The organism is Bacillus pretiosus (assembly GCF_051294775.1).
GTDB lineage: Bacteria > Bacillota > Bacilli > Bacillales > Bacillaceae_G > Bacillus_A > Bacillus_A wiedmannii.
Genome location: NZ_JBPPHF010000001.1, coordinates 1,222,018 through 1,241,696 on the forward strand (window position 1 = coordinate 1,222,018; position 19,679 = coordinate 1,241,696).

23 protein-coding genes are annotated in these 19,679 nt (G+C 34.3%); 4 read left to right on the forward strand and 19 right to left on the reverse strand.

Going from position 1 to position 19,679, the window contains the following annotated elements; all coding sequences use genetic code 11:
• Positions 1-61 precede the first annotated feature (61 nt).
• The 5 genes from ACSG5Z_RS06000 to sleB form a co-directional block, all read right to left on the reverse strand.
• On the reverse strand, positions 62-559 hold the full coding sequence (locus ACSG5Z_RS06000) for a GNAT family N-acetyltransferase (protein ID WP_088608806.1): 498 nt from the start codon (positions 557-559) through the stop codon (positions 62-64).
• A 23-nt stretch (positions 560-582) separates the two neighbouring features.
• On the reverse strand, positions 583-942 hold the full coding sequence (locus tag ACSG5Z_RS06005) for a hypothetical protein (protein WP_435711001.1): 360 nt from the start codon (positions 940-942) through the stop codon (positions 583-585).
• 107 nt (positions 943-1,049) lie between these two features.
• The gene (locus tag ACSG5Z_RS06010; protein WP_435711003.1) at positions 1,050-1,646 is read right to left on the reverse strand and encodes a YhcN/YlaJ family sporulation lipoprotein; all 597 of its coding nucleotides are present in this window, start codon (positions 1,644-1,646) and stop codon (positions 1,050-1,052) included.
• A gap of 26 nt (positions 1,647-1,672) precedes the next feature.
• Positions 1,673-3,013 (reverse strand): germination protein YpeB, encoded by a 1,341-nt coding sequence (gene ypeB / locus ACSG5Z_RS06015; protein ID WP_435711004.1) that lies wholly within the window; start codon positions 3,011-3,013, stop codon positions 1,673-1,675.
• A gap of 15 nt (positions 3,014-3,028) precedes the next feature.
• Positions 3,029-3,808, reverse strand: a complete 780-nt coding sequence (sleB, locus tag ACSG5Z_RS06020) for a spore cortex-lytic enzyme (RefSeq protein WP_048547302.1) — start codon at positions 3,806-3,808, stop codon at positions 3,029-3,031.
• 144 nt (positions 3,809-3,952) lie between these two features.
• Between sleB and ACSG5Z_RS06025 the strand changes: the two genes are divergently transcribed.
• Positions 3,953-4,285, forward strand: a complete 333-nt coding sequence (locus ACSG5Z_RS06025) for a DUF3889 domain-containing protein (RefSeq protein ID WP_048547304.1) — start codon at positions 3,953-3,955, stop codon at positions 4,283-4,285.
• A gap of 97 nt (positions 4,286-4,382) precedes the next feature.
• Here ACSG5Z_RS06025 and ACSG5Z_RS06030 read toward each other — a convergent pair whose 3' ends face one another.
• From ACSG5Z_RS06030 to kynU, 4 genes are all read right to left on the reverse strand, one after another.
• Positions 4,383-5,300, reverse strand: a complete 918-nt coding sequence (locus tag ACSG5Z_RS06030) for a serine hydrolase domain-containing protein (RefSeq protein ID WP_088063661.1) — start codon at positions 5,298-5,300, stop codon at positions 4,383-4,385.
• Positions 5,301-5,417: 117 nt separating this feature from the next.
• Complete coding sequence (kynA, locus tag ACSG5Z_RS06035) at positions 5,418-6,257, reverse strand: tryptophan 2,3-dioxygenase (protein WP_087983895.1); 840 nt, start codon at positions 6,255-6,257, stop codon at positions 5,418-5,420.
• A gap of 32 nt (positions 6,258-6,289) precedes the next feature.
• A complete protein-coding gene (gene kynB / locus ACSG5Z_RS06040; RefSeq protein ID WP_087983894.1) occupies positions 6,290-6,919 on the reverse strand; it encodes an arylformamidase in 630 nt (209 codons plus the stop codon).
• A gap of 2 nt (positions 6,920-6,921) precedes the next feature.
• Positions 6,922-8,208 carry a kynureninase gene (kynU, locus tag ACSG5Z_RS06045; RefSeq protein WP_137014966.1) on the reverse strand — a complete coding sequence of 429 codons (1,287 nt, stop codon included), beginning with the start codon at positions 8,206-8,208 and terminating at the stop codon, positions 6,922-6,924.
• Between the two features lie 159 nt (positions 8,209-8,367).
• Between kynU and ACSG5Z_RS06050 the strand changes: the two genes are divergently transcribed.
• On the forward strand, positions 8,368-8,979 hold the full coding sequence (locus tag ACSG5Z_RS06050) for a TetR/AcrR family transcriptional regulator (protein WP_435711008.1): 612 nt from the start codon (positions 8,368-8,370) through the stop codon (positions 8,977-8,979).
• 271 nt (positions 8,980-9,250) lie between these two features.
• Here ACSG5Z_RS06050 and ACSG5Z_RS06055 read toward each other — a convergent pair whose 3' ends face one another.
• From ACSG5Z_RS06055 to ACSG5Z_RS06080, 6 genes are all read right to left on the reverse strand, one after another.
• Positions 9,251-9,490 (reverse strand): DUF3953 domain-containing protein, encoded by a 240-nt coding sequence (locus ACSG5Z_RS06055; protein WP_073515272.1) that lies wholly within the window; start codon positions 9,488-9,490, stop codon positions 9,251-9,253.
• Positions 9,491-9,511: 21 nt separating this feature from the next.
• Positions 9,512-9,757: a DUF3977 family protein gene (locus tag ACSG5Z_RS06060; protein WP_087983891.1), complete on the reverse strand. Its 246-nt coding sequence runs from the start codon at positions 9,755-9,757 to the stop codon at positions 9,512-9,514.
• A gap of 112 nt (positions 9,758-9,869) precedes the next feature.
• Positions 9,870-11,720, reverse strand: coding sequence for a sigma-54-dependent Fis family transcriptional regulator (locus ACSG5Z_RS06065; protein WP_435711011.1), 1,851 nt, complete (start codon positions 11,718-11,720; stop codon positions 9,870-9,872).
• Between the two features lie 314 nt (positions 11,721-12,034).
• Positions 12,035-12,373, reverse strand: coding sequence for an NIPSNAP family protein (locus ACSG5Z_RS06070; RefSeq protein ID WP_088063669.1), 339 nt, complete (start codon positions 12,371-12,373; stop codon positions 12,035-12,037).
• Between the two features lie 4 nt (positions 12,374-12,377).
• Positions 12,378-12,929, reverse strand: a complete 552-nt coding sequence (locus tag ACSG5Z_RS06075) for a GNAT family N-acetyltransferase (RefSeq protein WP_137015587.1) — start codon at positions 12,927-12,929, stop codon at positions 12,378-12,380.
• Between the two features lie 12 nt (positions 12,930-12,941).
• Complete coding sequence (locus tag ACSG5Z_RS06080; protein ID WP_087983887.1) at positions 12,942-13,712, reverse strand: DeoR/GlpR family DNA-binding transcription regulator; 771 nt, start codon at positions 13,710-13,712, stop codon at positions 12,942-12,944.
• A gap of 249 nt (positions 13,713-13,961) precedes the next feature.
• On the opposite strand from ACSG5Z_RS06080, the gene ACSG5Z_RS06085 reads away from it, so the two are divergent.
• Positions 13,962-14,450 carry a hypothetical protein gene (locus tag ACSG5Z_RS06085; RefSeq protein ID WP_137015667.1) on the forward strand — a complete coding sequence of 163 codons (489 nt, stop codon included), beginning with the start codon at positions 13,962-13,964 and terminating at the stop codon, positions 14,448-14,450.
• Positions 14,451-14,494: 44 nt separating this feature from the next.
• Here ACSG5Z_RS06085 and ACSG5Z_RS06090 read toward each other — a convergent pair whose 3' ends face one another.
• The gene (locus ACSG5Z_RS06090) at positions 14,495-15,121 is read right to left on the reverse strand and encodes a DUF4085 family protein (protein WP_435711014.1); all 627 of its coding nucleotides are present in this window, start codon (positions 15,119-15,121) and stop codon (positions 14,495-14,497) included.
• A gap of 220 nt (positions 15,122-15,341) precedes the next feature.
• Here ACSG5Z_RS06090 and ACSG5Z_RS06095 point away from each other — a divergent pair, with 220 nt between their 5' ends.
• Positions 15,342-15,938, forward strand: a complete 597-nt coding sequence (locus ACSG5Z_RS06095; protein WP_087983884.1) for a hypothetical protein — start codon at positions 15,342-15,344, stop codon at positions 15,936-15,938.
• An 82-nt stretch (positions 15,939-16,020) separates the two neighbouring features.
• Here the strand turns inward: ACSG5Z_RS06095 and lpdA are convergent, their stop codons facing one another.
• From lpdA to acoB, 3 genes are read right to left on the reverse strand one after another with little or no spacing between them, the layout of a single operon-like run.
• Positions 16,021-17,400, reverse strand: a complete 1,380-nt coding sequence (gene lpdA, locus ACSG5Z_RS06100; RefSeq protein ID WP_435711016.1) for a dihydrolipoyl dehydrogenase — start codon at positions 17,398-17,400, stop codon at positions 16,021-16,023.
• Between the two features lie 15 nt (positions 17,401-17,415).
• Positions 17,416-18,615: a dihydrolipoamide acetyltransferase family protein gene (locus ACSG5Z_RS06105; RefSeq protein ID WP_262748991.1), complete on the reverse strand. Its 1,200-nt coding sequence runs from the start codon at positions 18,613-18,615 to the stop codon at positions 17,416-17,418.
• 27 nt (positions 18,616-18,642) lie between these two features.
• The gene (gene acoB, locus ACSG5Z_RS06110; protein ID WP_088608819.1) at positions 18,643-19,677 is read right to left on the reverse strand and encodes an acetoin:2,6-dichlorophenolindophenol oxidoreductase subunit beta; all 1,035 of its coding nucleotides are present in this window, start codon (positions 19,675-19,677) and stop codon (positions 18,643-18,645) included.
• Positions 19,678-19,679: the final 2 nt, after the last annotated feature.

A 19,679-nucleotide genomic window follows, 5' to 3' on the forward strand; every position in this document is an offset into this window, starting at 1 on the left:
TATATCGTACTAAATAAAAAAACTTACTACTTTGTTATGCAAGAGTAAGTTTTTCTTCTCGTTATTTCATGATAGGTAAATGCATTATAATTTGTTGACCAATTGGTCCCATTCTTCTAAAGCCTTTATCTTGGAAGCCGACTTTTTCATATAAATTTTGTGCAGGAATATTTTTTTCATTCACAGCAAGTACAACCTCATTTTTTATCGGGAAATAACGTTTTACAAACTCTTGTAATAATGCCAATGATTTTTTAGCATATCCTTTTCTTTGTCTATTGTGATTTATAGAAAACGAAGTTAAAAGTAAAGCATCTTGATTGTCTGTGAACTCCTGTACTCTATCCCCTGTTTGCAATGCGAAAAGACCAACAGGTACCCCATTGTAATCTAAAATAACAATCACATTTTTTGTTCGATCACTTTTTGCTTTCTCCAATAATTCACCTGGATCTGATGTGAATTGAACTTGTTCACTTGGTAAAGTAAATGTTTGTATAACTTCTTTATACTTCTCCTTATACGGAACTAATTGAATTTCCCCTGTATGTATGTTCATGCTAAACTCTCCCATTTTTCAACTTAGTAACTTAAACCTTGCTGCGCTTTTGAATGCACTTTTCCATCTAAAAAGGTAATTTCAACTAATGAAGTTGGATCGCTTCCCTTCCATGAAAAAATTTGTTTAATTTGTGTAGAATCTTCTACACCTTCTTCTATAAGTAAATTACCATCAAAACCAATTACATCTTTCACTTCAATATAAGTCATTCCTTCATTTATATTCGAGAAATGTTTTATGTTGATAGACTCTTTCTTCTCAATTTCCAACACAGTAGAAGAAGTCGCTGTTTGTTTTTTTACTTCTTTCTTCTGTTCACACGCTGTCATACTGAAACCTAAGCATAAACTACATACTATTAATGCGCTTTTTTTCATCATAACAGTTGTCCCTCCCACCATAATTAAACCATATATTCCCTTAAAAATAAACTGAATATTAAATATTATGTTGAAAAATCCCCGTACAATTAAGTACGGGGTTAACTTTATTTATTCAAATGATTATTTGATTGGTCATTCTGTTCTTTTCTTAGTTCTTGTTCTTCATCTTTTGGTAATTGTTTATCATTATCTTTAATTGGATTCGTTTCTCGATTTTCAATCATGTCATTTGGAACTTGTGGCATTACTCGGCCAACAATTGCTGCTAACTCATCAAGTATACCTTCACCTGTTTTTCCTTTTTTAATTTGCTTTCCAATTTGTTTGAGTCGTTCATACGTATCAACATCCGCTACAACGACTGCATTAGCACCATCCGGATCGTTTTTTAAACTTTCTGCTACAGAGTATTTAATGGACTCCACGCGAGTTCGATCGAGTTTCGCTTGTACATCAATACCTACAATAGCATATTTCCCCACAACTACCGCTGTTGCATCATTCACACCTGGCACACTTGCGGCTAAAGATGCTAAATGGTCCGCCGCTTTTTCATTTGGCTTATTTGGTTTGTTTGTATAATTAACATTTTTCGTTGAAACATTTTTTTGCTCTGGTTTTTCGTTTGGATTGTCCTTTTTTCCAATACTACATCCTGTTATAAAAAAGCAAAGCATCAACATATATATTAAGATCTTCATTATTCTCACCACTTTACTATTAAAGTTTAATCATAAATTTTTTCAACAGCTTGCATTTTCTTCACTTTTTCCTCTGCTCCGCTATTTGCATTAATGAAAATTTGGTACGTATCTTTCCCTAAAGTACCTACAAATTCATAGCAAAGTACTTCATTATGCAAATCATTTACAACTACGGCTTTACGTTCTTCCATAACTTTAACATCTGGATTGATTTTCTTTCTTGCTTCTGCTGCAGTTAGCTTTGCTGAGGGAACTGTTCGTTTCTGGTGTGATGCTAAATATTCTTTTGCGGAAAAACCAACGATAGAACCATCATCTAAAGCAATTTTCATTTGAATTGCTTCTGGATAAATTCGTACGCCATTCTCATTTACTACATACGTAAATACACCAACGTTATCATATTGTGAGCTATCAAAAAGCTCCATATTATTAAACTTGTGGTCCTTTAAAAATTTCAAACCTTTACTTCCTGCATCGTTTAAACTAATTTTCTGTTCTTTAATTTCTCGGTTATTCATAACCCAAATTGGATATCCGCCTTTTCCGGTAATATCCATATAAAACTCATTATTCGTTGCTGGATCTTTTATTTTCACACTATAGAAAGATTCTTTCGCACCTTTTCCGCTTTTCTCAACTTCTACTTTTTCACTTCCTTTTAAATTCAAAAATGATTTTGCGATTTTCGCCGCTTCATCTTTAGAAATTGCCTTTCCTTCCGCTTCAAATCCACCTTTTTTATTTTTTTGTGCACTTGTAAAGGTCGGTCCGAAGTTTGTAGATGAATACGATGTTACGTTTTTCTCTACTGTTTTTAATCCATCAATAATTGTATTGTCTGCAGGATCACGATTTGATGCGAGTGCCATCTCAACATCCATCCAGCGTAAATTATTTTTCAAAACAAGATGTTGTACTTTTCTTAGTTCATCTTGTATATTGCCTGCATTTGAATATAAAGTTTCCAACGTTTTGTATTCTTGATCATTTAACGGCTCTTTTTCTAAATCACGAATGGCTGCACGGTAACTAAAATCACCGATATTTGCTAAAAATTCTTCCGTTTTATTAAAAGGCATTAATGTTAAAGGCAGTTGTCCTACATCCGAACGAGCTACAGATGTTATTCTCCATACGTCTGCTAATGCAGGTGATAAAGATGCACGTGAATTCATCGCGAGTGTTGTTCCAATTTTGTCGTGCAATAAATCAACCTCATATGCTAAATCATGAAACGCACGTTGATAGCTATTTTCTGCTCGAATTAATACTGCATTCTTCTCTTGATGTTCTTTGTAGCCCCAATATCCTGTTCCAACTACACCGACTGTTAATAATACGATTATAATACCTCGTAACATAGTTCCACCTCCGCTCTATTTACAGAAAATATGTTTCCCGATCTTTTTAATTTGTGGACGAGTCCAAATCCATTTACTTGTTGCGGTATCTGGATTGAAATAGTACAATGCATTTCCTGTTGGATCCCATCCATTAACTGCATCTAATACAGCTTTTTTCGCTGTTTCATTTGGCGTTAAATATATTTGTCCGTCTGCTACCGCTGTAAATGCTCTTGGCTCAAAGATTACACCCGAAACGGTATTTGGGAATGATGCACTTGTAACTCGATTTAAAATAACCGCAGCTACTGCAACTTGCCCTAAGTACGGTTCACCACGAGATTCTCCATATACTGCGTTTGCCATAAGCTGAATGTCATTTTGAGAATAACCATTTGGAACATTTGTCCCTTTATTTTGAGATGGTTTATTTTCTTGTGCAGTACCACCACTATTTCCTTTATTCGTTGTCGTTCCTTTATTCGCTGTTGACTTGTCATACTTCGTTGCTTTTACTAGCATTTGCTTCGTTTTAGCTCCAGCTAAACCATCAACAGGTAATCCGAATTTCTCTTGAAAATTTCGAAGTGCCCAGTATGTACCCCATCCGAAAACACCATCCACTTTTCCCGTATAAAATCCGTTATATTTCAAACGAGATTGCAGTTCAATGACATCTTCGCCAGATGCTCCTCTTTGAATGACTTGATTAGAAAAAGCTTCAACATTTTTTAGTTGTATACTACTTACCATCAAAGATAGTCCTATGAATGCAAGTAAAATTGCTATTTTAAAAATAGCTTTTTGACGCATGATTTTCCCTCCTTAATTACGGAAATGATTTCTTGGTTATGTTTTGTAAAAGCCTCGCTTTTATGTAAAGAAGACAAAAAAATCCAAACTCATATCGTTGAAAAAATATGTAAACAATATAAAAAAATATAAAAGGAGTTCATCATGAAAAAATTGTTAAAGCGTATCGCACTCGTCATTTTGTTCATAACTACATGTTCAAATATATATACTGTCCCATCAATTGTTCATGCGCAGCCTCCGTATGCCAAATGGGGGAAACTTGCTGTAGAAAAGACGAAAGAACAATACCCAAAAGCGGAGATTATTGATTACCTTCATATAGGTAGAAAACCGAAAACCGTTCAAATAACGGTTGAAAAATTTAAATTGTGGCTACGTGAAGATGGAAAAGAATATGGTGTTTTTGTTGATGTAGAATTTGAAACGAAGACAGATAAATTTATAAAGATGACATTTCAGAAGACGAGTAGATAAAATGAAAGAACCCGCACTGTTTATATTTTAAACAGTGCGGGTTCTTTCATTTCTATAATCCATCCCTAAATTTACACCTTTCAAACATTCTCTCTTCTTATATAAACTTATAATGCTCCTGTACATGCTCAATAAACAATTTCAATGGAACAAGTCCACGTTTTGGCATATGACTACTTATTACAGCAACAAGTTCTAACTGTGGAATGATAACGATGTATTGTCCGCCATATCCCATAGCAAAATACATACAATACGGTATGTGAAATCTTTCGTTATTCAAAACCCACCAGTGATATCCATAAGCCCCCACATGTTCATACGTTTCAAATAGAGCTTTACTAGATTCTTCTAACCATTTCGATGATACAATTTCATTCCCTTGCCAATATCCATTCTGCAAACATAATATTCCGAGCTTTAATAAATCTTTAGATTTCATTTTCATACCGAAACCGCCGACATGTATGCCTTGCGGATCTTGTTGCCACTCATATTCGGTAATTTCTAATGGATCAAATAAATATCTTTTCGCAAACTGCTCTGTCGACATTCCGGTAACTTCTTGAACAATATAGCTAAGCAAGTGAGAAGACCCTGAGTTATAATTCATTTTTGTAGCTGGTTCTTCCATTATTGGTTTTTCTAATATATACTGCACCCAGTTTTCCGATTCTACAAAATCATTTGGGAACACTACTCCATTTCCGAACTCTTTCCAATCCTCACCTGTAGTCATCGTTAATAAATGATAAAGAGTCAAATCCCGCTTTTCATTAGATACATTTTCAATCCACTCTATAATCGGTGTATGTATATCATTTATATATCCTTTATCAATTGCAATACCAATTAATATAGATACAATGCTTTTTGTAATCGAGTTTATTTTATATAAATTACTTGCACATTCTATCGTTTTATAATATTCATTGGTTAGCTCACCTTTTTGATAAACGAGAAATGTATTTACTTTTTTCTTTTCAAATTTATTTTCTAGTTGCTTGAAATCCAAAACTTTACCTCCAATTAAATCATTACCTAATTTATTATATCTTGTAGTTTTCATTAAAACATACTTATGTTCAAATAAAAAACAAACCTGCCAGTAATAAACTGACAGGTTTGTTTTTTATAATTTCGTACGAACATTCCAAAGCTCTGGGAAGAAACATTGATCAAGTACCCTTTTCAGATAAGATACACCAGAAGATCCACCTGTTCCCATTTTATGACCAATAATACGTTCTACCGTTTTCATATGACGGAAACGCCATTGTTGTAGCCAGTCTTCAATATCGATTAATTTTTCAGCAAGCTGATATAAGTTCCAATACTTCTTCACATCTGCATACACTTCTATCCATGCTGCTTCTACTGTTGCGTCTTCTTCATAAGGCTGCGTAATATCACGATTTAACACATCTTTATGAATAGGGAATCCTTCTTTTACAAGAGCTTGAATTGCCACATCATACAAACTTGGTGCATGTAGTGCTGTATGAAGTCGAGCGTGTAATTCTGGATCTTTTTCATAAATTTTTAATGCGTGCGGCGTTTTATAGCCAAGCGCATACTCAATCATACGATATTGATACGATTGAAAACCTGAAGCTTGACCGAGTGAGTCACGAAACTCAATGTACTCTGATGGTGTTAATGTCGCAAGAATATCCCAAGATTGAATAATTTGCGACTGAATTTTTGATACACGTGCTAACATTTTAAAAGCTGGTTGTAATTTATCTTGTTTAATAGATTCAATCGCTGCGTTTAACTCATGTAAAATAAGCTTCATCCAAAGTTCACTTGCTTGGTGAATCACGATGAATAACATTTCATCATGATGATCTGATAATCTCTTTTGAGAAGATAGTAAACTATCTAATTGTAAATACTCCCCGTACGTCATATTCTCTTTAAAATCCGTATGAATTCCTTTTTCCATAATTACCTTTTCGTTTTCTTTCATATTAGCCAAACGCCCCTTTTATGTAATTCTACTTATATTGGTCTAATAACTGCTCGAACTGGACTTCCATCTGCATCTGTTAAGGCAAGTGGTAATGCGATTAATTCATAATCGCCGTCTGCTACATGTTCTAGTACGACATTTTCTAAAATGTGTATACCATGTTTAAACAATTGGTGATGCGCTGCTAATTCTTTATCGTCTAATGGATCTACTGATGGTACATCTACCCCAATTAAACGAATTCCCTTTTCAGAAAGAAATGGTGCGATATCAGCACGTAAATGCGGAATTACATCCGGGAATTCATTCGCTTTACCATGTGAAGATGTGCGTAACAACAAGCGTTCTATACCTTCTAAATGAAAGGTTTCTAATTCCTTTTTCCCAATGCTTTCAAGATTAGAAACATCAATGATCCGCGCTGGACCGACATAAACTTGAACATCTAAATCTATTACTTTCTTTCCATCATTATCAAAATGAAACGGTGCGTCAATATGAGTACCTGTATGAATACTCATCGTTAGCTTTCCGACATTTACTGAGCCACTTTCTTCTTTTGACCATGAAACTTCATACGAGAACGGTGTATCACCTGGCCAAGTAGCAATATCATTATTTAGCGGTTGTGAAATATCAATCCACTCTGAAGCTTTCATACTTATGCCACAACCTCTCGCTTATTTTCAAACTGCTTATACGCTTCATCTTTCATAATTTTCTTTAATATTTGTACAGATTTCCACACTTCTTCGTATGTGTTATATAAAGCGACCGGCGCAAGTCTTACTCCATTAGGTGCACGGAAATCAGGGATAACTCCATTTGCTTTTAACGCTTTACATATGCGTGCTGCTTCTGCATGTTCTAAATAAATATGCCCGCCTCGTTTTTCATCCTCTAATGGATTTCCAATTGTAAATCCGTAATCTTTTAATTCATAATCAATTAAATCCAGCATGTATCTTGTAATATGTAGCGATTTTTCACGTAAACGTTCTATACCAGCATCTTTAAATATTTCAAGAGAACCAATTAAAGGTGCAGTACTTAATACGTGCGGTGTACCAATTTGATAAGCACCTGCATGATCAGCAGCTGTTAATGTATGTTCCATATCAAACTGCTTATCTTTTCTAGAACTAAACCAACCTGATAATCCTGGAAGTCTATTAAAATGCTTTTTATTTACATAAAGGCCCGCAACTCCACCAGGTCCTGCATTTAAATATTTATAATTACACCAAATGGCGAAATCAACATCCCATTCTTTGAAATGATGCGGAATAGAACCGATTGAATGACATAAATCAAATCCAATATGAATACCACGCTCATGAGCTTCCGCTGTTAAACGTTTCATATCAAGAATTTGTCCACTTCTATATAGTACAGAAGGCAATAAAATTAACGCGATATCATCTGTCATTGCTTGAATAATATCATCTTCAGAAAGTGTTCTACCGTCTCGGCTCTTCACTCGTACTAAATGCTCATCTGGATCTAGACCCTTTAAACGAATTTGACTTTGAAGTGCATATATATCTGACGGAAATGTTAATTCATCAGCAAGAATTTTTGTACGTATTCCTTTCGGCTCATAAAACGTCGCAATTACTTGGTGAATATTCGTCGTTGTGGAACCGGTTACAATTGTTTCTTCCGGTAAAGCTCCAATAAGAGGCGCAGTCAATTCACCTAATTTCTCCGAAAGGAAAAACCACGGATGCTCTCCTTCAGTCCAGCCGTCAATTCCATACTCCTTCCATGAATCGAGCAACGTAAGTAATGATTTCTCTGCTCTTTTTGAAAGTAGTCCTAATGAGTTTCCATCTAAATATATCGTTCCTTCTTTTTTATAGAATTCAGTTTGAAAATCTTTCAGTTCATCATGTTTATCACATTCAAGCGCATATTCATAATTCGGTTGAAATGGTTCTTTATACATGGTGTCACCTTCTTTTAATTTTCTTTTTATTCTAACTAATCGAAATATATCACCTTAGTTGATATAACGTCAATGATATTATGTCAGTTGACTTTATATATGAATTCCTTTTACAATACAGTTATATTTTCAGATATTTCAGTATAAAGAGGTGGTTCTTTGAAAAACAATACTCTTTCATCAAGAAAACACCGCTCCTTAGAAACAAAGAAGAAACTATTACACGCTGGTTACACTATTTTTATACATAACGGATTTCAAAAAACGACTATTACACAAATTATTAAACATGCAGAAACTGGTTATGGAACGGCATATGTATACTTTAAAAACAAAGATGATCTCCTTATCGTTTTAATGGAAGATGTCATGAATCAATTTTATGATATTGCCGAGCGCTCTTTTTCCCCTCAAACGAAAGAAGAAGCACATAAAATGATTCAAAATCAAGTTAGAGCATTCCTACAACTAGCAGAAAAAGAACGAGCTATATTACAAGTTGTGCAGGAAGCAATTGGATTATCAAAAGAGATACGTCAAAAATGGGACGAGATACGGGAACGCTTTATAAACAGTATTACGCAGGATATTACATACTCTCAAGAAGGTGGATTAGCACAGCCTGAATTAAATAAAGAAATTGTAGCACGTGCTTGGTTCGCAATGAATGAGATGTTTCTTTGGGCAATTGTGAAAAATGATAAAGAATTAGAGTTAGGAGAAATTGTGCATACATTGACGGAAATGTATACGACTGTGCTATATAAATAGCACACTCATTTATATAGGTGTGCTATTGTATGGTCTATAAAAATATTTTATCTGGTTATGGTGATGCTAAAAGTGTTTTTTTAAATAACGGGAATGTCTTAGCAATATTTCCAAGGTAAGAAAAGAGAACATAACCTTACCTCTTCTGAACTTACTTATTGGATAACAGAAAGATTTTGTATTGATAAAGAGATGTACCAAACAGCTATTAAAATTTTTAATGAGCAAACTTCAAAAAAATAACCTGTTACTCAACAAATTAAGTACCAGGTTATTTTAAATATTTTATTACCGATACAATAATACAAATTAGCGATGTAAGTAAAAGCAACAGTCCCATATTCTTATTCTCTTTTTCATCCTTCTTAACATTTTGTATCCCCATTCCAGCAAGCATAAAACCTAACAATAATTGCAAAATAAGCATACTTTGCTTCGAATCATCATTCCAACTGTAAATAGAATAGCCCATTACAATAATAGCGAGTATAAATGTGGTAATTCTAATCATAAAAACACCCCCTATTTGATTCTATTGTGTTAACCTACTCACAATTCCAACAATAAACTTATACTCAGCTCTACTTTTTCTTACTTTCTTAAACCCTTCTTTCGTATCAAAAATAAAACACGTTTTCCAAAACCAAATTCGTACATATAAAGACTCAAAATAAATAGGTTTTATAATTCCTCGTTCCTCAAATTCAGTTCCATCTTTATTTTCTATTTCTGTTCGAACGAACCACCTATTTCCAATACCAATTTCAATATACTTCACATAAGTCCACCTTTCGGAAATTAATTTTTAACTATTCTATTATTTCCCCGGTAAGCGCACATTCCGACAGAACATGAGCCCATAAAGAAAAAGTAGATTACAAAAATCTACTTTATAACTTATATTTTTGCATTCGTTTATAAAATGTACTTCGAGGTACATCTAACAGTTTTGCAGCTAAAGAAACATTTCCATTCGTCTTTTCTAGCGCTTCAATCATACTATCACGCTGTATTTTTTCACGAAAATTTAATGTATGCTCCGTTTTATTTTCTGCTTGCAATTCAAGTTGATGTTGATTTCCCATCATTGTTTGTAATAAAAAAGAGATTTGTTTTTCGCATATTTCCCGTCCTTGCGACAAAATGTAAATACGTTCTAATGCATTTAATAATTCCCGAATATTTCCGGGCCATGTATGCTGTGAAAATTGATTACAAATACTCTTTGGAAATACAACATTCCAATTCTTTCGTCTACAAAAATCTTGTATGAAGTACGGAATATCCTCTTTTCTTTCTATTAACGATGGAACATAAAGTGGATAAACATGTAAACGATAATATAAATCTTGACGGAATTTCCCTTCTTCTACTAATCGCAGTAAATCTTTATGTGTCGCAGTAATAATACGAATATTTAGCGGTACCTCTTTTGAACTGCCAATTGGGGTTACTGTTCGTTCTTGTAAAACACGCAATAATGCGACTTGCATCTCTGGTGGCACTTCACCAATTTCATCTAAAAATATTGTTCCACTGTCTGCTTGTTCGAATTTCCCTTTATATCCTTGACGTCGCGCACCTGTAAACGCACCTTCAGCATAACCGAATAATTCACTTTCCATTAATTCTTTCGGCAACGAACCGCAGTTAACAGCTATAAAAGGACCATTTTTTCTTGGACTATTTTCATGAATCGCTCTCGCTACATATTCTTTCCCTACACCTGTTTCACCACAAACATATACACTAGCGTCAGTTGGAGATACAAGCTTAATTTCTTCTAACGTATGTTGAAATGCATTGCTTGTCCCAATAACTCCATGGAAAGTAATTCCGTTAATAAATTTGGAAGTAGAAAATAAATTCTCTCGTTTATTTTCTTTTAAATAAATACATTTCCCGATCATTCTATCATTACTATATACTGGTACTTCTAATTTAGGTTTCAATCCATTTTGTATTAAATCTTCAAGTTTCATTCGTGACCAATTAGAAACTTGTTCTCGAACCTTCTTGCTTGCAGAAACGATAACATCACGATGATTACAAATGACAACTTGTTCATCACTGTCAATTACATCTAAAAAACGATGGATTAAATGTAGTTCATTTTGATGCACTCGAATACTACATTCACGTTCAATCGCATGTGCAATTGAAGTTACCATCCCTAGCATATACGGATGTGAAAATTCAATTGGACAGGAGAAATCTAGAACACCAATTAATTTCCCATCATCGTTATGAATCGGAGCGGCCGCACAACTCCAGCTATGAGATGCGACAGAATAATGCTCTGTACCACTTATCATAATAGCCTCTTCAATCTGTAACGCGGTTCCTATCGCATTTGTACCAACAGCTGCTTCCGTCCATTTCACACCTTCAATGAAGTTAATATGTTTCGCTCGTTTTAACGTTTGTTGATTTCCGCTTAACGATAGAACGTAACCGTCTGGATCAATTAATAATGCCATCATTTGCAGTTCATCAATGGTTTTCCTCATATTTTGTAATTGAGGTATTGCTATATCAAGGAAGATTTCACTCTTTTTCTTTTGATCTTGAAAAAAATTAGAAGACAAAATTTTCTGACCTTTATTCATATGAGGATTCACATTTGCTTGTTTACATCGATGCCATGACTCTGAAATTCTTTCGTTCATACGGTTCGAATCAAGGACTCCTTCATCAATAAACTTTTTCCATGTATGTAAGTAAAACGGTGAAGCTAACATTGTATCATCTCCCTATTCATTATTTTGGAGATCTGTAAAAACATACTTTTATTATAAAACCGAATAAAAGCGTTTTCAATAAAACTAGAAAGACGACACAAATATGTTAATAATTTGAATATCTTAATGCGCTTCTTTATTCTTTTTTAGTAAAACTATATTTTGTATAATAGACGCAAAGAAAATACATAACCAAAACCACTTTTGTGGATTGCCGTTTATAAAGAAAACTATCAACGCTATTGCAAATAAAGTAGTGGATGCTAAACTAAAATATAATTTTGTTTTAATTCCCACTAGCCCTCACTCCTCTATTACTTTACAGTACATATTAACTCTTCATGTTTTAACTCTAATATGTACTTTTGTAAAACATATTCTCTTCCACCATGTTTTTCATACCAATCCTGTATTCTTTTAACATGCATCTCGTCACTTCTAATTTTTGATTCAATGTCTTTATACTGTTCATAACTGTCATATTCCCATATGGCGAATATTTCTGTTGTACCATCATTATTATCTTTCATCCAGCGTCCTATTAGCCTGGAACCATGCTTTAACTGGTTAGGTAAGTTTGTGTTAGTAAAATGCTCATTAAATATTTCTACAAATTCATTTTTTACTATATAGTACTTTCTTCTGTAAAACATCCCACTACACCTCTTTTATGAATCTTCCCATTACAACCGTATTATAATACTTCCCATCCGACAGCTTTTTGTCATTTTTCAAAATACCTTCTACTTCAAAACCTAATTTTTTATAAAGTTGAATAGCTTTTTCATTTGTCTCTAGCACTTGTAATGATATCTTTTTCACTTCATTTTCATCAGCCCACTGAATAGATTGTTGCAAGAGACTCTTACCGATTCTATATCCCCAAAACTTTCTTAAAATACAAACACCAAATTCTACCTTATGGGATAATCTCTTCAAATTTGATCCTTCACATCTTGAAAATCCTACGATTTGGTTGTGCACTTCTGCAACTAAAAACAGATTCTTCATCTCTTCACTATCTGCTTTTATTATTTTTTGAAAACCTATCTTATTTATAAATCCCTCTCCAGCTTCTCTATCCATATTTTCAGTTTCTCCATCAATCTGAACTCTAATCTTCGATAATTGCTCCGCATCCGGTTCAGCTGCTGAACGAATTGTATAAGTTAATCCATTTATATGAAACTCTTGTCCTTTTATAATCATTACAAACTCCTTTTAAATGCAGTCTATTGATGCGATTATAATTTCTTTACCCTGTTTCTCAAATTGTTGAATCGTTTCTTTACTAGCTTCTTCATCTGTTATTATAAGGTCAATTTCTATCAGTGACTCTCCTTTGATAAAGCAGTCTCTTCCAAGTTTCTTATGAGGAGCTAAACAAATATTTCTTCTAGCAATTTTACTTACTCTTTTTCCAAAATAAGCAACTTCCGGAGTTGCAGTACTTATACCGTTCAATGAAATGCCACCACCTGTAGAGAAATAAAGATCAATAGATAATCTACTTATCATTTCAGAGGCAAGTGTATCTGTCATATTCCCTGATGGTTTCACCTTTCCACCAATTAAGTATGTATCAATGTTCTTATATTCCCGTAAGGTACTAGCAATTTCTAAAGCATTCGTAATCACTGTAAATGACATTTCAGGTAAGTATTTTAACATGGCATAATGAATAGAAGCCCCGCCAATAAAAACGGAATCTCCTTCTTGTATGTAGGATGCAGCAACTTTCGCAATCGCTTCTTCACCTAGTGAACTATCACGATAACGTTTCGATGGTTCAGCAGTTAAATTCCTTACTCTAGTAAGTTCGATTGCACCTCCATGTGTTCTTTTTAACAAGCCATCCTTCTCCATAATAGATAAATCTCTTCTTATAGAATCAATAGACATATCGAAACTTTCCGCAAGATCTTTAGCAATTACCCTTCCATCTTTCTTAAGTAACTCTAAAATTTTCTCTCTACGCTCTTCAGTAAACATGTACCCACCGCCGTTATTGAAGATTCTGAAATCTCATCCTTATGTTAATTATATGCATGTCTCTTCCGTTTTACAATATTTTCAATTCTTATTCACTCCGTTTTATTCAGTTTTTCCCCTCTTTCTATTCCATTAACTTAAAACGAAATAAATGCATATTTGTATATTCCATAAATATACTTCCATTCCCCTTCCTAATCATGTAAAATTATTCCTATGTTTTACTTTTCAACACAGAAAGGAATTATTATGAAATCTATAATTAAAGTAACTTGTACAGCATTATTATTTACAGGACTACTGGCAGGATGTAATGGGAATACTGCACCGAAACAAGAAAAGAGCGCTCTTGAAAAGGATGCAATGCACTATGGGGAAATATATAAAAATGAATACTATAGAGCAACTGTTGAAAATGCTAAATTCGAAAAAATAGACAAAGAGTGGCGTCTCACAGCTCGAGTTACTATAAATAATGCTCGTACTGACGGACAAACGATAGATCTTTCAGAAATAAAATATTTCATAAAAGATGAAAAAACGGGTGTAAAATACGAAGGTGAAGTTATACAAAATGAAAATGCTAAAAAGGTTCCATCTGATTTTTCTTTAACTACCGACATTGAATTTAATATGAAAACTTCTCCAAAAGATTTAAATAATATGTATTTATTCATAGATAGCAAAGCTGCGCCTTTAAAAGATACATATTGGAAACTTGATAATTTAGCATCTTAATAAAAAACAGTTATATAAGACTGTTTTTTTATTTATAAAGTTTACTAGTTACTTATCTCAAGCAGTACGTCTTTTGCACAAATCGTCACTTCTTCAAATGGACAATCGAATAAAACACCCAATTCGAACCCTTCATTCGTAAGATCTATTTCATGACATAACCACCATGCACCTTCAAAATCTTCCGGAATAGAACATTTCGTTACCCCTATAAAAGTTACTTGCAGTTTATCAAATTCACTGAACGTGCCGCTGCAATCCAAAGTAATAATTAGCGTATCTTTTGATAATCTCTCTACTGATTTGACTACACTGTCATGTAGTGAGTAATCATGTAACTGAATAACATTTGTTGGGAGTTTTTTCTTAATCGAATGGAATTGCTCTAAGTAGAATCGATCTAAATGAGCCCTTCTTTTCTCACAATCCTCTATCCATTCTTTCATAAGTTTTTTCAATTCACTAGAAGGATATTCTGAATTAATTATGGTGTTATGAATAAATGGGTGTATGGATTCAGGAAGGAATTTTAATAAATCTGTTTTCCTTTCCTTTATTTCCTCTATTAAACTTTGTATATCCATTTCTGACCATTCTTTTATAGACTCTATAAAACTTACAAATTCTATAATTTGCATTTCTTTATACCAATCTCCAGTGAAATTCTTCAATCGCACCACCCCTAAAACATTTTAACATCCCACAAAAGCAATACATCTATTTATTATATCATTCCAATAACTATTTTTTCTAAAGAAAAAATGCAAAACTATAAATATTCCGCCTTTTATTTCTAAAACTTCAGAATATTTACAATAGTTGATAATTAGAATACATTTTACTAGTACAAAGTTTCACCTGTACAAAATCTAAACAAAAAGGGATGGTTATATGTTGAAGAAATTAGTAGCAGGTACACTAGTAGCGGGATTTGCATTCACTGGAGGACTTGGAGTAGCAAGTGCTGAAGAAAAAGCTAACACAATTAAGTCTTTTGATTATTTAAAAGTGGATGAACAGAATGTTAATTCACTTACAAAATTAAGTGATCAGGACAAGAAAGATATCCAAATTACTATGGTATTACCAGAGCAAAATGAAAATGGAGATTGGTTAGCTTACGGTTTTACTAGCCGCGAAACATTAGATGCTTATATTGAAAAGGATAAAAAAGTACTTAAAAATAAAATTAATCCTTTAGGTAGCGGTGCTGGTAGTACTGATTTTTATGAACATAAAGATAAAGGTGGCCAATATATTTACTGGAGCAGCGGTTTTAAAAACTTACCTTCTAGCTGGAATGACAGAATTTCTTCTGTAAGTACAGCATCGCCTTCAGCAAGTTATTCAACGACACTTTGGGAGCATACTTCAACACAAGGCTATGGAAAAGGTGTTGTATTCAAACATGCTGATTGGTACGGTAAAACTGCTAATTTAGCTGCTGATTGGAACGATATTACTTCAGCGATTGACGTAAAAAAATAATAAGATATTCAATTTTCCCTGTAAAAATTCAAACCACTATTCTCTTATTCATTTAGAGAATAGTGGTTTATTAATTTTCTATTTAAGCATGTACAGCATGCCCTACAGCTTGTAATAACGCTTCATGAATCGCTTCAGATAAAGTTGGATGCGCTGCAATATAATCTCTCATAATATCAGCGGTAACTTCTGTATGAATCATTACAGTTCCTTGTCCGATTAGTTCGGTTGCACGAGGACCGATAATAGAAATCCCAACAATTTCTTGATATTTAGGTTCCACGATAACTTTTACTTTACCCGTTTGTTCTCCAATAATAAGCGCTTTTCCGTTCGCTGTAAAAGGAAAATCTCCGATAAGAATATCACCGTATTGTTCTCTTGCATCTTTTTCGTTTAAACCAACACTTGCGATTTCTGGGGATGTGTATATACATCGAGGTACTGCATGATAGTTAACTTTCACATCTTCTCCACTCATATGTAACGCTGCTGTCGTTCCTTCATGGAAAGCAACGTGAGCAAGTTGTATTCCACCAATCACATCACCTGCTGCGTAAATATGTGATACATTTGTTTGCATATGTTCATTCACAGAAATTCCTTTATTTGAAAATTGAACACCTGCTTTTTCTAAATCTAATTTTTGTACACGTGGTTTTCGACCAACAGAAACGAGAACAATTTCCGGATTGACTACTTGGATACTTCCTTCATATTCAAATGAAGCCTGCTTCTTATAATTATTTAATCCTTTTAAAGCAGCTCCTGTAAATATTTCTACGCCATCATTTTCTAGTTTATCTCTTAAAATATGTGCGATATCTTCATCTTCACCAGGTAATAATTGCGGTGCCATTTCAACAATCGTAACTTTTGTTCCAAGACGACTATAAATACTTGCAAACTCGCAACCTATTACACCACCGCCAACGATTAATAATGATTTCGGTATATTTTCTAGGGACATTGCATGGCTACTATTTAAAATCCACCGCCCATCAAATGGAGCAAAAGGTACTTCAGTCGGTTCTGAACCTGTTGCTATAATGAACTGGGCTCCATCTACTACATCTACTTTATCACCGTGTGTAACTCGTACACGGTGATCCGTTTCAAATTTCGCTTTACCTTGTATAACTTTTATTTTATTTTTCTTCATTAAATATTGAATTCCTTGGACAAGCTGCGTTACGATCTGTGATTTCCTCGCCTGTATTTGCTTCCAATCAATTGATATACTTCCTTTGTTAAGCGTAACTCCGTAATTATTCGCTTTTCTCACAATGTCATGCACTTCCGCACTTTCTAACAATGATTTTGTAGGCATGCAACCAACATTTAAACAAGTCCCGCCAAGATCAGCTTCATCAATAAGAATGACATCTTTCCCATTTTGAGCCGCAGTAATTGCTGCTACATAGCCAGCAGGTCCGCCTCCAATAACGACTAATTTACTCATTCTCTCACCTTCTCTTTATAAAAGAATTGTTACAGGTTCTTCTAAATAACGTTTAATTGTACGTAAAAATGCAGCTGCTGGTGCACCATCTAATACACGATGATCGAATGTTAAACTTAAAGGTAACATACTTCCTTTTCTTAATTTTTTCCCTTTATATACAGGAACATGTTCAATTGCACCAACACCTAAAATACCAGTTTCAGGTGTATTTAATACTGGTGTGAAATATTCAATCCCAAAGCTACCTAAATTACTAATTGTAAAGGTTGTCCCTTGCATATCGTCACTACTTAAACTACCTTCTCTTGCTTTTTGTGCCACAATTTTAATTTCTTTAGATAACTCTACTAAAGATAAATTATTAGCAAAGCGAATAGACGGAACGACTAATCCTTTTTCTAACGCGACTGCCATGCCTAAATGAACATGTTCAAATTGATGAATTGCATCATCTATATAAGCGCTGTTCATTTCTTTATGCTCCGCAAGTACTAATACAACAGCGCGAGAAACGAAATCCGTAATGGTTAGTTTGTTATCGTATCGTTTTTGTACAACTTCCGCTATGTCTTTATGTAAAGCTACTAAATCTGTCACATCTACTTTCATCGTTAATGTTAATTGCGCACTATTTTGTAGGCTTGCATGCATACGGTTTGCGATTGCTTTCCTCATACCAGTCACAGGAATGACTTTACTTTCTTCTTGTTCAAGTACTTCTGGAATTGCAACTCTTTCCTCAAGTTCCTTTAAAACATCTACCTTTGTAATTCTTCCTCCAGGTCCTGTACCAATTAATGATCTAATATCAAGATTTTCAGTTTTTGCAATCTTTTTCGCAACCGGAGATATTTTGATTCTTTGCTTCGCTACTTCTTTCGCATATGGTTCTGGATGTTGTATATTTTTAGGTTCTGCATTAGGTGTTTTTTCTTCTACAACATTTGTATTTTCATAGACTTCTACTATTTCGTTCGGCTTACCGATATAGCAAATTACAGTACCCGGCGGCACTCCCTCATCTTCACTTACAGCTATATCAAGAACAGTTCCATCAGCCGGTGCTTCTATTTCAGTTTCGATTTTTTCCGAGTTAATGCTAGCAATTAGTTCACCTTTTGATACGTTATCGCCTGCTTTAATATTCCAGCTCGTAATAATACCTTCTTTCATCGCCATACCTAACTTTGGCATTACAACTTCTACAGCCATGTTTCTCTCTCCCTTCTCATCGTTTCATTACACATGTAATAAAGATTGGTCTCCGATCATTTCTGATACAGTTTCAATTACTTTCTCCGGCGTTGGTAAATATAACTTTTCAAGTGGTGGTGAGAACGGAACTGGTGTATGTGGTGCTGTAATTCGTTTAATAGGTGCATCTAACAAATCGAATCCTTTATCCGCTACAATTGCTGCAATATCCGTTGCGATACTACATCTTGGATTTGCTTCGTCAATAACAATTAGGCGATTCGTTTTTTCAACAGATGCTAAAATCGTATTTTCATCCAGTGGTGATAAAGAACGTGGATCAATTACTTCTACTTCAAGTCCCTTTTTCGATAATTGCTCAGCAGCTGCAAGTGCTGTATGAACTTGTTTTCCAATTGCGACGATTGTTACATCAGAACCTTCACGTTTAATATCTGCTTTCCCTAATGGAATTGTATAGTATTCTTCTGGTACTTCGCCTTTCATATTGTAAAGTGTTTTATCTTCAAAGAAGATAACTGGATCGTCATCTTCAATTGCTGCTAATAATAAGCCTTTTGCGTCATACGGAGTAGAAGGAACGACAACTTTTATACCTGGAATGCTCGTAAATAACGCATATAAACTTTGTGAATGCTGTGCCGCTGCGCTAAAACCAGCACCATGCATCGTACGTACTGTAACTGGCACTTTCGCTTTACCACCGAACATGTAGCGGAACTTTGCGCCTTGGTTTAATACTTGATCAAGACAACTACCGATAAAATCATTAAACATTAATTCGGCAATCGGACGTAATCCTGTTGCAGCAGCTGCCATCGCCGCTCCCATATAACCCGCTTCTGAAATAGGTGTATCTAAAATACGATTTCGACCAAATTCTTGTACAAGGCCTTTCGTAACACCAAGCACACCGCCCCATGCTTCATCGTCTTGCAAGTGATCAACTTGTGCACCGCCTGCAACATCTTCTCCGATTAAAATTACATTTTCATCACGACGCATTGATATTTTCATCGCTTCATTAATTGCAGTTGACATACTTACTGTTCTAGTCATTA